Raw genomic sequence first — 12,640 nt, forward strand, 5'->3', positions numbered from 1 at the left:
ATTAGTGGCACTGATCACACAAATTCCCCTAATCAAAAAAATGGAGTTGGTTAATCGCCTGTCATTTTTTAAAACGCTTACATTAGCAGAAAGGCAAATGGTGGTTGAGTCATTTTCTGAATTGCATTTGTTCAAAAAAGACAAAATGGTATTTAGGCAAAATGAACACGATAACCACCTATATATTGTGTTGTCCGGTGAGCTAGTGTTGTATAAACAGCAGCATAAACCATCGCTTGTTTCTATTCAGCCAGGCGATTTTGTTGGTGAAGGATCATTTGTCGAAACACATAATCGCAGTATTAATGCCAAAGCGAACGCAGAAACTATCGTGTTGGCTATTTCACATACGGCGATGCAAAAATTGCCTTACGCAATTCGCGATAAGATAAAAGATCGCATTATTTTAGGCATGAGCCAACGCATTGAAAAACTTGGCGTAGTGATTGAAAAACTGCAAGGAAGTTAGCATGAAATTATATAAATTATTGGCTTTGGTAAGCGCGATTGTCGCGTTAAGTGCGTGTAGTACTGCGCCAAGAAATAGCAATCAAATCGAATGTAATGGTGAACGTTATCCTGTGACCTACATGAGCGAAATGCAGCAATATGAGGTAGAGCGTTTTGCAATGCGCCACGATTTCAGACCCGGTTGTGTATCGGGCAAGCTAAAGGAAATTAAGGCGCAAACTTGTCAGACAGCGTCATCTCTCAGCTATGAGCAATGGATGACATTGTATAACAGCTGTGCAGTTAATAAGCCTTAGGCTTTAACTTTTAGTAATTTGCTTTAACTTACTTTTTACAGAGCGCCAATGTGTCATCGGGATACTTGGCGCTTTTTTTAGTAAGTAATTAAAATCGATATCAGCGAAATTTATTTTGCCGTCATGGGCTAGTAGTACTGAGGTTGGTTTTAATGTTTTTAGCATCAATAATGAATTAAGATAGCGCTTGGGGTAGAAAACTGGAAAAGGCGGGATCAGCTTTCCTTTTACGTTCACCATAAGGTCGGCGACGTAAATCATATTGCTGGGAATGTGATGCAAGCAAATATCTCTGTCAGTATGGCCTGGACTATGATGTACTTGCCACTCATCAAAATCAGGAATGCTCACACCATCAGGCAAATAAATATCGGCCTTAAGCTTACGTGGGTACCACATAAAGGCTTGTTTTTTACCTTTACGACTGGCAACCCAACGCGCCAATAAAATATCGGTAATGTGCATCATAATGCCATCAAAGCCTTGATACCAATGACCAGGTGCGTTTGATGTTGCGATTTTTGCACCTGTCATACGGCGCAGTTTGTGTGCACCACCGGCATGATCAGGGTGCATATGTGTAACCATAATCAATTTTAGATCTGATAATGGTCGCTTTAGCTCTTGTGTAATAAAACGTGCAACGAGTTCACAATCCGCGCGGCAGCATCCGTCCAACAGCATTAATTTATCTGGATATTCTACTAAATAGATCGATTGTATGTGTCCATTTAAGTTATGTAGTTGCATAATAAGCGCATTGTTTAAACGTGATATTATTCAGCTTATCGCAACTCATCAGACCACTCAAGAGGTGTCTTATTAGCAGTCAGAAAATCTTTGTTTTAGGCTTACCCCGCACTGGCACAACGAGTGTGTGTGCCGCTGCGCTCGCATTAGGCTTTAAAACGGCGCATACAGTGTATATTCAATCAACGTTAGATAGAGCTGAGTTTGTCGCAGACACACCGGTTTTTAACGATTATGAGACGCTGTTACAGCAATACCCTACGGCAAAGTTTATTTACCTTGAGCGGGATTTAGCAAGCTGGTTGCCATCAATCAAAGTATTGTTAACGCGAATGGCAGATAGACTGCTAACTGAACACGGTGGTTTTTTTCCAAGCTTAAAACGCTGTTATGGCGAGATTTTTTATCCGCTAAATAAGCAAACTATGTTAGATGATGCGCATTTAACACAATGTTATTTATCACATAAAGCAAAGGTAATGGACTTTTTGCAGCGCATCGATAACCAGCACTTAGTAGTTAACTTGTCTGATGATAACAGTTATCAGCAATTTTGTTCGTTTCTGGGCAAGCAAGAGAAAGGCGGTTTTGAACAACTCAACGTAAACGGCAAAGTTACGGCGTGGAAACAAATTAAAAGCCCTCTAAAACTCGACTCAACACGCAATGGTAAAGCGGATTTAAAATAGACATCTTTGAAGCTGACCATTAAACTGCGCCTAATTTGAATTACTAACATTAAGCCAAGTATGTTTGAACTGAAATACAAAACGCCATTTTCTTGGACTGAAGCGGTAATGGCCGATTTTGATACCTTTTTACAAGACCACGCAGCCGCTGAGAAAAAAGCGTCGGGCATGGCACTATCAATGCTTTCGCATTACCCAGATCGCCGCAAATTAGTGCGTGCAATGACTGACTTAGCGCTTGAAGAAATGATCCACTTTAAGCAAGTAGTGAAAATTCTGCTAGAGCGCGATATTACGTTAGGCAAAGACACTAAAGATTCGTATGTAAAAGATTTACGTGCGCTATTTCGCCAAGGTAAAGACGTATTTTTACTCGACCGTTTACTAGTTGCTGCGGTGATTGAAGCCCGTGGTTACGAGCGTTTCTCTCTGGTTGCTGAGGCACTTGCTGAGGGTAAAGAAAAAGACTTTTACGTTACCATCGCAAAATCAGAAGAAAAGCACGCATTTTTGTTTGTTGAGCTGGCGTACGAATATTTTGATAAAGCCGAAGTGGATGCGCGTTTAGAAGAGATTTTAGAAGCAGAAGCCGAAATCTGTGCCAAGCTGCCGCATACCGCGGCGCTTCACTAGGGTCTGTTGATCTTTGCTGTTATATTTTTGTTCTTTTTGAGCGTGCTTTTATCGCGGCGCTCGATGTGTGGCTTTTAATCTAAGCGAATATCGAGCAACAATGAGAAAAGTGCGCTCAAAAGAACCGTTCGGCAGCGCTTGATTGGCTTTTCTACTGTGTTATCGGCTGGCTCACATAGAATAACTATGCCACGCAGCCTCTGCCTTGTATAAAACCCAATCAAACTGCTGCAAAAGACGAACTTGAAAGGTCAACAGACCCTAATAAGTTTTGCTTATCCGCACGAAGGATTAAGCAAATTTGCTGCAATATGCTCAAGTAAAAAGGTTTCGCGCACTATGCTGATGCCTTTTTTATCTGATTCAGCCATTGTTTGCTTGTTGTAAGCAATGGCTTTATTTATATCTACCCAGTGTACCGTCATGCCATTGGCAATCTCATAATCTTCTAAATTTTGCTGGTCGAATTCATCGTCAATTGTGCAGGTGAAGCAATAAGAGAGCATTTCGATTAATTGATCTGCTTGTTTGTAATTAGCACGAAACTCACGAATTAAGCCGTATGGCGTAATATTATCAATTTCGCGTGCGCCGGTTTCTTCGGTTAACTCTCTAATTAACGCTTGCTGCAAGCTCTCGCCATGATCAACTCCGCCACCGGGCAGGGAGTAATCACGATAACGTTCGGTGTGTAGTAATAAAATGTTTTGGCCTTTGGTTACAATAGCACGTGTAGCGGGGCGCAATATGCGTTGATGCTGATTGAGCGCGAGTTCATCAACAAAATTAAACTCTTTTATTACCTGCATAAAAATTACCAAATTGTTAAAAGGCACGCATAGTAGCACCGTGAAATTAGAATATAAACGCAAATTAAACGACACGTTAAAACAAATTAAGTTTCCTTTATCGCCACATCGTTTATGATAAATTAGCAAGAATAATAACTATTAGGGAAATACCATGTCATCGAGTAACACTGATGCACAGACACAAAAAGTAAAACCCATAGATAAATTTCTTAATGGTATTGAGTATGTAGGAAATAAATTGCCAGATCCGGCAATGATATTTTTGTTCTCAATGTTATTGATTTGGGTACTTTCTGCAATTTTTTCAAATTACACGTTTTCAGCAATCGACCCGCGCACCGGCGAAGCAATTGTTGTTAATAACTTACTTACTGGTGATAGCCTTGCCGCCTTTTTAGCGAATATGGTTAAAACATTCACCGGCTTTGCGCCGCTCGGTGTAGTACTTGTTGCAATGCTCGGTGTAGGTGTAGCTGAGCATTCGGGCTACATTAACACTGGTCTAAAATTAATGTTGAAACGCACACCGAAGGCGCTATTAACACCTTGCGTAATCTTAATTGCGATTGTTAGCCACACCGCAACTGATGCTGGCTATGTATTAGTAATTCCGCTTGCAGGTGTGATTTTTTATGCCATGGGGCGTCACCCATTAGTCGGTATTGCTGCAGCGTTTGCCGGTGTAAGTGGTGGCTTTAGTGCTAACTTTATTCCATCGGGAATCGATCCGTTACTACAAAGCTTTACCCAAAGTGCAGCGCAAATTATTGACCCTACTATTGAAGTGAATCCACTCAATAACTGGTATTTCACTTCGGCGTCGAGTTTATTTATCGTGCTACTTGGCTGGTATATCACGGATAAAATTATCGAGCCGCGTCTAAACAAGGTCGAGCTTGATGGCAACACCGATGACTTACCGAGCTTTGATCAAATTAATGACACCGAGCGTAAAGGCTTTTACATTGCCTCAGCTGTCATGATTGCTGGCCTTGCGCTACTTGCTTATGCTGCGTGGGGTGAAAGCTCTCCACTTCGTAGTAAAGAAGGCTCACTTACTGATTTTAAAGCGCCATTAATGCAATCTATCGTGCCGATTATTTTCTTGGTTTTCTGGATCCCAGGGGCGGTTTACGGTTTTGTAGTGGGTACCTTTAAATCAAGTAAAGACATGATAGATGCAATGACTAAAGCAATGCATGGCATGGCGTATTATGTGGTTATGGCGTTTTTCTGTGCACTGTTTATTGCTGCGTTTTCGCAATCGAATCTGGGTGCGTTACTCGCTATTGAAGGTGCCGAAGTACTAAAAGCAATGCAGCTACCAAGTGCGGTAACTGTGGTGGGCATTATTTTCTTAACCGGTTTTGTGAACCTGTTTGTTGGTTCAAGTAGTGCAAAATGGGCGCTGCTAGGACCAATTTTCGTACCTATGTTAATGCAGTTGGGCATTTCGCCAGACTTAACACAAGCGGCTTACCGTATTGGTGATTCAAGCTCAAATATTATCACGCCGTTAATGCCTTATTTCCCGCTAGTGGTGGTGTACTGTCAAAAGTATGTTAAGAATACCGGAATTGGTACATTAATCGCGTTAATGATCCCATACTCAATTGCCTTTATGATTGGCTGGACCTTGTTCTTACTTGCTTACTGGGGCCTAGGTTTACAATTAGGTTTACAAGCAAATTATACCTATGGGTGATAGCGGTTCATGTAAATAGCTAATCATTCTTGTGGGCTAAACGTTTTGCTAACCGCGTTGGCATAACGTATAGCTTACAGCCCAAACAAAAAAACAGCAGGTTAATACCTGCTGTTTTTTTGTTTAAGCTACATTCTATTTTTATTAAATGCGCCATTGCAGTGAATTTTGCAATTTGTCATTGTAAGGCGAGAGTGCTTGGCCTTTTTCACCGAGTAAAATGAGATTTGCTTTATGGCCTTGGTAAGTTGCACCATCAAATGATTCGTCCGAAAAGTAAGACTCGGTACGATACTGATTCTCGCTTGGTACAATAAACAGTGTCATCGGGCCTTGCTCTGTTTGAAATACCAAATGCAGGCTTTTTTGCCCCTTAAAATCACAAAAGGTAAGGTAGCTTACTTGGTTTGGTAATTCGCTAAAACTACCACCAAAGCTGGCAAGTTTTGCATTTACTTCTTGCAAACTAAAGTTGTGATTTACATTAGTAAGCGAGCTAGGTTCATGGTAAACATGAGCAAGTGCGTGTTGCTCTAAATTAAGTGGTGCACCCATATTTAAATAAGTGAACGACACGCCAAATAAAAACGCCACAGATGCTGCCAATGCTAAATGAACACGTGTTTTTTTACGCTGAGTTTGAAACGCATGCAATGACTGATTTAACACCAAGCGCTCAGCGAGGCTCTCTGGCACAGGGATGTTAAGTGCTTGCTCAATGTCGTTATCAAGGGCTTTTAGCTCGTTACTAAATGCGTGTGCATCTGGGTCTGACTCAAGCGCATCGAGCACGTCTTTGTCGCTGGTATTAGGATCAGCATATAAACGACGTCGTAATTCTAATTCATCCATTGTTGATCCCCCTTTGTAAACTTGGTTGTAAATTGTCTTTCAATTGGTTGCGAGCACGAAATAGTCGTGTCATTACGGTGTTTTTGTTAAGTGATAAAATGGATGCGATTTCATCACCACTAAACCCCATTACTACTTGCAGAAGCAAGGGTTCACGGTACTCTTCATCGAGTTGCATAATGCGTTTTTGTAGCTGTGAACGCTCTGCGTTTTGTTCCATATCTAAGGTTTGCGTATCGCATAGCGTATCTTGCTCAACATCGCTGTAATCAAATTGTTTACGCTCAAAACGGCGCGCATTCTCACGACGTAAAATCGTGATTAACCATGCTTTAGCTGCTTGCTGGTCAAGTAGTGAATCAAGCGAGCGCCAAGCCCTCAAAAAAGTTTCTTGCACAAGGTCTTCGGCAACCGTTGGGTCACCTGCTAACCAGTATGCGAAGCGATATAGCTCTTTGTGATACACATTCACTAACGCTTCATATCGTTTTTGTTTATCAGCCATGTCAATTAAGACCTGACGTTGCTGTTTTTTCTTTCCAAACATTAAAACTATTTTAATAGAGTTGGGTTAACTCATTCTCGCTTTTGGTTTTTTTATTTAAATTATTTATCTGCTGGTAAATAAACTTTAGGTCGACCGCGTGATTTTTACCGGCGTATAAATTTGCTTGTAAGTGATTTACCGACTCAGCAAATTGCGAGTTGTTCACCATATTGTTGAGTTTAGTTAAATCTGCGCTGCCTGTATGTAGCTTACACAGTTTTACTAATTGATGATAAAATGCGCGTTGATTATTTTGTTTTAACGCTTCTTTGAGTTCAGGCAAGGGGGTTATGCTTTGCTTAGGCGTTACATCGTTATTGCCTGTTTGCGTTGCCGGTTTGCGTTTTATCCACCAAATAACTAAGGTGATTAACCACAATACATAGCCCAGAAAAACTAGCGGCCAGTAGTAAAATGGGGTTTCAAACGTGGTTTGATTCGCTGTGTTTGTTTGCGTACTTTCAGGTAACGCGTTGTTCTGAATTGGCGCAGAGATGGCTGGTTGCACAAAGTTAGGGTCACCAACCACAGTTAACTTGCGCTCCGGAAGTGTGGCGTACTCAGTGCGGTTGGTAATAATGTTAAACCAAGGTACGCGAACCTCAGGCAAAGTATAACTGCCCGGAGCTTGAGGCATAAGCGCAAATGACTCAACTTTTTGTGAAATAACTTTACCATTTCGTACTAGGTTATTGCTTTCCGCTTGATCTGAATAGCTGCGCACGCCGTTAATTGTAGGTAAATTGATTTCAGGCAATTGTTCTTTGGTAATGCCAAGTGCCGTAACAGTAATGGTACGGGTAATTGGTTCACCAATTTGATAACTCTGCTTTTCTGGTTGCCACTCTTCATTTAAGGTAACAAGTTCACTTGGTAACCAGTTGCCAGAGCTACTTTGTGGAATAGGTTTAATCGTTAACTGAATATCTTTACCCACAGCACTTGCCGCACGAGTGCGGTAATTGTCGCGAATTCGGCCTTTAAAGTAGGGTGACTTGATAGTGTATTGACCGCTTTTTTGCGGTTGAATAAGGTAATTACGCTCAATAATTAAATAGCGAATGCCATCAATAATTTCGTAACTCTCTTTTTGTTTACCAAGCTGGGATACATTAGCGGTTTCTAGCTCTGGAGAGCCTAATTGCCCCTCAGTTAAGTCGTTAGCAAGGAATAATTTAACGGTATATACGCCAGCTTGCTGCACGTATAACGTATCGCTTTGCATGCTTGTTTCGATATACACATCTTTGCTCTGATTATCAGCGGTTGACGATGGCACGACTTTAACGCTAAGCGGATTAGATTGCATGTTGGCAACAGAAAAGCTGGGTATTTCATACGTGCCAGGGTTACGTGCCATTAATTCCACTTGCCACTGTGTGGTGTGATTTACTTGGCCGTTAATTATGCTGGTGTTGCTGCGCACTGATGTAGGACCCACTACAAAGTTTTTTAAGAGTGGTGTGGTATCGGGCTGTTCACCTTTTACATTTTGTTCAGCACGAATTGTCAAATTAAAGAATTCACCGGCTAATACTGGGTTGCGATCAACACTGGCAGTGAGTGCTGCTATCGCTTGCAAAGGCAGTAATACAAGGCTAACTAAAACAACTAAGCGACTTACCATGACTTCTCAACTCCTTGCTGCTGGATGCGCTGACGATATCTTTTTTGACTTTCTAACTTCATTTTATTGCGTAACAAAATAGCCGGATCATCCGGTACTTTGCGTAGTAGCTGATTAATAATCTGGACTTGCTCTTTTTCTTCTGGGGTTAGCTCGGGCGCTGGCGTAGCCTGCTGTTGTGGCATTTGCTGCTCAGCTTGTTGCTGTTGTTCGGCTTGTTGCTCTGCTTCACCCTCTGGCTGTTGTTCAGACTCTTTATCTGAAGGGTTAGCGTGTTGTTCTTTTTGCTCTAGTTGCTCAGGCGAACTCTCAGCTTTCATATCCGGCTGATTGTTATTTTCTTGCTTTTCACCTTCGCTCTTTTCGCCGTTTTGATTTTGCTGGTCTTGAGACTCAGATTGCTCACCATTTTGCTGGTTTTGCTCATTTGATTGCTGGTTTTGTTGGCCAGATTGTTGGTCTTGTTGTTGCTGATTGTCGCCTTGTTGCTGCTTGTCTTGCTCTTGATTTTCACCATCTTGAGATTGTTGATTTTGCTGCTGTTGCTTCAAATCTTCTAATAAGGCTTTATTTTCTTGCGCTTGCTTAAATTCAGGTTGCTGGGCTAAGGCTTTGTCATAAGCCTCAATCGCTTCATCAAAACGATTTAATTTTGCTAAGGCGTTACCTTGATTATAAAGTCCCTCTGCGCTGCCATCTTGCTTAAACTTTTTGAGCGCGTTTTCGAAATCACCTTGTTGGTATAGCGCAGAGCCTGATAAATTCGCAGTCTTAGCGTTACTTGCGGCTTTATAATCTTGCTGTTGATACGCTTGGTGCGCTTTTTGCTCGTCATTTAATAACCAGCTCGGTAGTGACAATGCGTAACTGACACTTGGTTTAAATACAAATAGGCAGCAAAGGCCTAATAAAAATTTAGGTTGGTGTTTTAACATCATAAAACCGAGTGGAATAAGTAAAAATACTAAGTAAATACCGCCATCAATGGGTTGTTGGCTGGTTTGCTCACGCTTTACCACATCGTCTTGGTTAGTGTTTGTAGGCTTAAATAGCGCAAGATCGGCATCACTTACTTGATAGTAATTAAACTTACCACCCGTATTTGAGGCAAGTTGTTGTAATAGGCTAAAGTTGGCTTTTGGAATAACAATCTGCCCGTAGTTATCTTTTAAAAAACCTTCGTTTGGCAATTGAATTGGCGCGCCTTGTTCGGTTGCTACCGCATAGATATTGAGTTTGATATTGTGCTTATTTAATAGTTTCTCAATGTCACGGCTTTCATCAAAATCATCAATACCATCAGTGATCCAATAAATCTCGCCATTGGTCACGCTTGCTTGGTTCAGTAACTCGACCGCTAAATTGATACCAGCAAAGGTATTACTACCCGGCACAGGCATAATCTCTGGGCTTAAACTCGGAATGAGGTTGGCGAGCGTTTGGTGATCTGACGTCAGTGGAGAAATGGTGTAAGCATCGTTACTGTATGCCACGAGTGCTAAGTCACTTTCTTTCAAAATATCGGTCAGTGTAAGTGCTTTAAAACGTGCCTGTGTTAAGCGATTGGGCTTTATGTCTTGGCTGTACATTGAGCGAGACATGTCCATCACTAACACGCGCGCATGCTTGCTTTGATAAACTGGTAACGGTTGTGATTGCCAGCTCGGTCCTGCAAGTGCGACAACACTGACAAGCAAAAATAAGCTTAACCACAGAGAATTGGTTTTGCTGTGTTTGGTTTCACCATCTAACAGAAATTGTGCAAGGTGAGGGGCGATGGGACTATTGCTAATATGTTTACGTTTTTTAATAAACTGCAATGCCATTACCAAGGTAACTAACGGTAATAGGTAAAAGGCTTCAGGGCGAATAAATTCTAACGTCATGCGCCACTCCGTGTTGTTAAACTACGAATACTATTTACTAATGTTTGCGTGAATAGCAGTAGCACTGCGATAAACAATGGAATATAAAACAACGCTTTTTGCGGTCTTACGGTTTCACTGTTATCGCTAATGGGTTCTAACTGATCAAGCATTTGATAAATGCGCTGTAAACTTGCCACGTCGGTTGCGCGAAAGTATTGGCCACCGGTATCACGTGCAACTTCTGTTAATAAGCCTTCATCTAATGCGCTACCACGCTGCATTTGAAAGCCAAAAAAGTTTGATTGGCTGTCGGCACCTACACCAACGGTATATACTTTGATTCCCGCATCCTTAGCAAGGATCAGCGCTTCTTCTGGGCTTAAATTACCAGCGGTATTTTGTCCGTCGGTTAATAAAATAAGTATGCGGTTACTGTCTTCTTTTAAAGCAAAACGCTTTACAGCAAGGCCGAGTGCGTCGCCTATTGCGGTGGCTTGACCCACCAAGCCAATTTGCGCTTCTTCTAGCATTTTAGCGACTGTGGTTAAGTCGCGGGTGAGTGGCGTTTGTAAAAATGCGGTATCGGCAAACAAAATAAGGCCTAGTCGATCGCCAGTGCGGGCAGTAATAAACTCATTAAGTACAGCTTTAACTACAGATAATCTGTCAATGTACTGCCCCTGATATTGCATATCTTGCTCACGCATTGAGGTAGATAAATCGACAGCCAGCATAATTTCACGCCCTTCGTTGGGTAACTGAATTGGTTCGCCATAGTACTTAGGGTGCGCTAGGGCAACGCATAAACATGCCCAAATAAGCCAAGGCCAAAGTGAAAAACGTGTTGGTTGCGATATGTTGCCGGTTTGCACTACTGGGTTGTGGTAAAGCGCCGTTGTTCTGACGGTTGCGACTTGTTTGTTTTTTTGTAACTTACGCAGTAAAAACGGCAGCGGCAATAATAAAAAGGCAAATGGCCAAGCAAACTCAAACATTAATCGCTCCTTTTACTTTAAAACGATTAATAGCCTGTGTCAGCTTGTTATGAAAATCGGTAAGTGGTTCATTATTTTCGGCTTGATACAAGCGCATTAGCTGATCATTGCTGAGCGTTATTTTTGATGTTGCGGCGACAAGCTCAAGCCATTTTTCACCACTTTGACTAGCAGCTTCTGCGCCATAGTAGTGTTTTACAAGACGTTTCAATAACAAATGCAACGCCTGTACATTATCTAAATTGCAAGATTGATATGCTTTACTTTCTTTAATTGCTTGTTTTTTAGCTTTATTGAGTAGATGACGTTGGTAAATTGCATAGCTGGCAATAACGAGTAGCAATAGGACTACTGCAATGATTGCTATAGCGGGCAGCGAAAGAGGCCACCAAGGCACTGTCGCAGGTGCGATAACATCATGCAAATTATCTAACGGAGATGTTGGTGTCGCCATTAAATCATTATCCCTTTAATTGTTCGGTGATTGATTGCGCTGCACTAAAAGGCATCAGCGCTAACCCTGATTTATGTAATAGCTGATAAAGCGCATTTTGCTGGGCATTGGCTTTTGCCGCATAACTTTCGCGAAATTTAGCGTTAGCCAGCGGCAAACTTGCTTGGCGATTACCTGATTTTAGTGAAAGTTGCTCGCCAACATTCGGCAGCGCACGTTCCATAGGATCAAAAATAGGGCAGGCAATTAACTCACAGTGGCGGGTTAATAACAGTAGTTGCTTTGCCATATCTTCACTTAAATGATGAAAATCCGAAATGAGATACACCAAGGAGCCTGGTTTTGCTAAGTGTACTAAACGATTTAATTGATCATTTAGCGTTTGCGATTCGCCGTCGAGTTTACTGCTTAATGCTGCTTGGTGGGCAAGCTGTAAATTATGAAACAGCTTTAATGCAGCACTTTGACGTGAAGCGGGCTTTAGCTCCCAATGGGCATTATGATTAAACACTAACCCGCCAACGCGATCGCCGCGCTGAACGGCACTCCATGCAATCAGTGCGCTCAAATGTGCAGCTTGCACAGATTTTAAAAGCAACTGAGAGCCAAAGATCATGCTGTCGCTAAAGTCAGTCAAAATAAAAACGGGGCGTTCTTTTTCTTCCTGAAATAGCTTGGTATGGGCGATTCCGGTACGAGCGGTAACACGCCAGTCGATGGCACGTACATCATCACCCGGTTGATAATGTCGAACTTCGGCAAATTCCATACCTCGGCCTTTATGTGGCGCAAGATATTGACCCGCATTGTGGTGCTTCACTTTGCGTTTTGGCGTTAACTCAAGCAAGGTGGTTTTGTTGTGATACGCCATCAACTCATTGAGCGAGAGCTCCACACCATTGCTTTGCAGTTCGGCGAGTTGTGCAGTTTGTGTATTCATA

14 protein-coding genes are annotated in these 12,640 nt (G+C 42.0%); 5 read left to right on the forward strand and 9 right to left on the reverse strand.

Annotated elements, in window-relative coordinates; genetic code table 11:
• Positions 1-4: 4 nt before the first annotated feature.
• Positions 5-469, forward strand: a complete 465-nt coding sequence (locus PSPO_RS04075) for a cyclic nucleotide-binding domain-containing protein (protein WP_010560704.1) — start codon at positions 5-7, stop codon at positions 467-469.
• 1 nt (position 470) lies between these two features.
• On the forward strand, positions 471-767 hold the full coding sequence (locus tag PSPO_RS04080; RefSeq protein WP_010560703.1) for a hypothetical protein: 297 nt from the start codon (positions 471-473) through the stop codon (positions 765-767).
• Between the two features lie 3 nt (positions 768-770).
• Here PSPO_RS04080 and PSPO_RS04085 read toward each other — a convergent pair whose 3' ends face one another.
• Positions 771-1,517, reverse strand: coding sequence for an MBL fold metallo-hydrolase (locus tag PSPO_RS04085; protein ID WP_010560702.1), 747 nt, complete (start codon positions 1,515-1,517; stop codon positions 771-773).
• Between the two features lie 20 nt (positions 1,518-1,537).
• Between PSPO_RS04085 and PSPO_RS04090 the strand changes: the two genes are divergently transcribed.
• Positions 1,538-2,206 carry a sulfotransferase family protein gene (locus tag PSPO_RS04090; protein WP_267890919.1) on the forward strand — a complete coding sequence of 223 codons (669 nt, stop codon included), beginning with the start codon at positions 1,538-1,540 and terminating at the stop codon, positions 2,204-2,206.
• Positions 2,207-2,266: 60 nt separating this feature from the next.
• Positions 2,267-2,839 (forward strand): MiaE family protein, encoded by a 573-nt coding sequence (locus PSPO_RS04095; RefSeq protein ID WP_010560700.1) that lies wholly within the window; start codon positions 2,267-2,269, stop codon positions 2,837-2,839.
• A gap of 275 nt (positions 2,840-3,114) precedes the next feature.
• Here the strand turns inward: PSPO_RS04095 and PSPO_RS04100 are convergent, their stop codons facing one another.
• Entirely contained in the window at positions 3,115-3,648 is a 534-nt protein-coding gene (locus PSPO_RS04100) for an NUDIX hydrolase (protein WP_040642524.1), read from the reverse strand.
• 154 nt (positions 3,649-3,802) lie between these two features.
• Between PSPO_RS04100 and PSPO_RS04105 the strand changes: the two genes are divergently transcribed.
• Complete coding sequence (locus PSPO_RS04105) at positions 3,803-5,356, forward strand: AbgT family transporter (protein ID WP_010560698.1); 1,554 nt, start codon at positions 3,803-3,805, stop codon at positions 5,354-5,356.
• Positions 5,357-5,500: 144 nt separating this feature from the next.
• On the opposite strand, the gene PSPO_RS04110 is transcribed toward PSPO_RS04105, so the two are convergent.
• From PSPO_RS04110 to PSPO_RS04140, 7 genes are read right to left on the reverse strand one after another with little or no spacing between them, the layout of a single operon-like run.
• Positions 5,501-6,208 carry a DUF3379 domain-containing protein gene (locus tag PSPO_RS04110; RefSeq protein WP_010560697.1) on the reverse strand — a complete coding sequence of 236 codons (708 nt, stop codon included), beginning with the start codon at positions 6,206-6,208 and terminating at the stop codon, positions 5,501-5,503.
• On the reverse strand, positions 6,201-6,755 hold the full coding sequence (locus PSPO_RS04115) for a sigma-70 family RNA polymerase sigma factor (RefSeq protein ID WP_010560696.1): 555 nt from the start codon (positions 6,753-6,755) through the stop codon (positions 6,201-6,203). Before PSPO_RS04115 ends, PSPO_RS04110 begins: the two co-directional genes overlap by 8 nt.
• Before the next feature lie 10 nt (positions 6,756-6,765).
• Positions 6,766-8,382 carry a BatD family protein gene (locus tag PSPO_RS04120; RefSeq protein WP_010560695.1) on the reverse strand — a complete coding sequence of 539 codons (1,617 nt, stop codon included), beginning with the start codon at positions 8,380-8,382 and terminating at the stop codon, positions 6,766-6,768.
• Positions 8,376-10,268 (reverse strand): vWA domain-containing protein, encoded by a 1,893-nt coding sequence (locus PSPO_RS04125; RefSeq protein ID WP_010560694.1) that lies wholly within the window; start codon positions 10,266-10,268, stop codon positions 8,376-8,378. Before PSPO_RS04125 ends, PSPO_RS04120 begins: the two co-directional genes overlap by 7 nt.
• Positions 10,265-11,245 (reverse strand): vWA domain-containing protein, encoded by a 981-nt coding sequence (locus PSPO_RS04130; protein WP_010560693.1) that lies wholly within the window; start codon positions 11,243-11,245, stop codon positions 10,265-10,267. Before PSPO_RS04130 ends, PSPO_RS04125 begins: the two co-directional genes overlap by 4 nt.
• The gene (locus PSPO_RS04135) at positions 11,238-11,699 is read right to left on the reverse strand and encodes a DUF4381 domain-containing protein (RefSeq protein ID WP_010560692.1); all 462 of its coding nucleotides are present in this window, start codon (positions 11,697-11,699) and stop codon (positions 11,238-11,240) included. Before PSPO_RS04135 ends, PSPO_RS04130 begins: the two co-directional genes overlap by 8 nt.
• Before the next feature lie 7 nt (positions 11,700-11,706).
• Entirely contained in the window at positions 11,707-12,639 is a 933-nt protein-coding gene (locus PSPO_RS04140) for a DUF58 domain-containing protein (protein ID WP_010560691.1), read from the reverse strand.
• Position 12,640: the final 1 nt, after the last annotated feature.

Source organism: Pseudoalteromonas spongiae UST010723-006 (genome assembly GCF_000238255.3).
Lineage (GTDB): Bacteria > Pseudomonadota > Gammaproteobacteria > Enterobacterales > Alteromonadaceae > Pseudoalteromonas > Pseudoalteromonas spongiae.

Bases quoted from the DNA above. Each gene is read 5' to 3' on its own strand.
- PSPO_RS04080 (WP_010560703.1), top strand. From the start codon at position 471: ATGAAATTATATAAATTATTGGCTTTGGTAAGCGCGATTGTCGCGTTA.
- PSPO_RS04085 (WP_010560702.1), bottom strand. From the start codon at position 1,517: ATGCAACTACATAACTTAAATGGACACATACAATCGATCTATTTAGTA.
- PSPO_RS04095 (WP_010560700.1), top strand. From the start codon at position 2,267: ATGTTTGAACTGAAATACAAAACGCCATTTTCTTGGACTGAAGCGGTA.
- PSPO_RS04100 (WP_040642524.1), bottom strand. From the start codon at position 3,648: ATGCAGGTAATAAAAGAGTTTAATTTTGTTGATGAACTCGCGCTCAAT.
- PSPO_RS04105 (WP_010560698.1), top strand. From the start codon at position 3,803: ATGTCATCGAGTAACACTGATGCACAGACACAAAAAGTAAAACCCATA.
- PSPO_RS04110 (WP_010560697.1), bottom strand. From the start codon at position 6,208: ATGGATGAATTAGAATTACGACGTCGTTTATATGCTGATCCTAATACC.
- PSPO_RS04115 (WP_010560696.1), bottom strand. From the start codon at position 6,755: ATGTTTGGAAAGAAAAAACAGCAACGTCAGGTCTTAATTGACATGGCT.
- PSPO_RS04120 (WP_010560695.1), bottom strand. From the start codon at position 8,382: ATGGTAAGTCGCTTAGTTGTTTTAGTTAGCCTTGTATTACTGCCTTTG.
- PSPO_RS04125 (WP_010560694.1), bottom strand. From the start codon at position 10,268: ATGACGTTAGAATTTATTCGCCCTGAAGCCTTTTACCTATTACCGTTA.
- PSPO_RS04130 (WP_010560693.1), bottom strand. From the start codon at position 11,245: ATGTTTGAGTTTGCTTGGCCATTTGCCTTTTTATTATTGCCGCTGCCG.
- PSPO_RS04135 (WP_010560692.1), bottom strand. From the start codon at position 11,699: ATGGCGACACCAACATCTCCGTTAGATAATTTGCATGATGTTATCGCA.
- PSPO_RS04140 (WP_010560691.1), bottom strand. From the start codon at position 12,639: ATGAATACACAAACTGCACAACTCGCCGAACTGCAAAGCAATGGTGTG.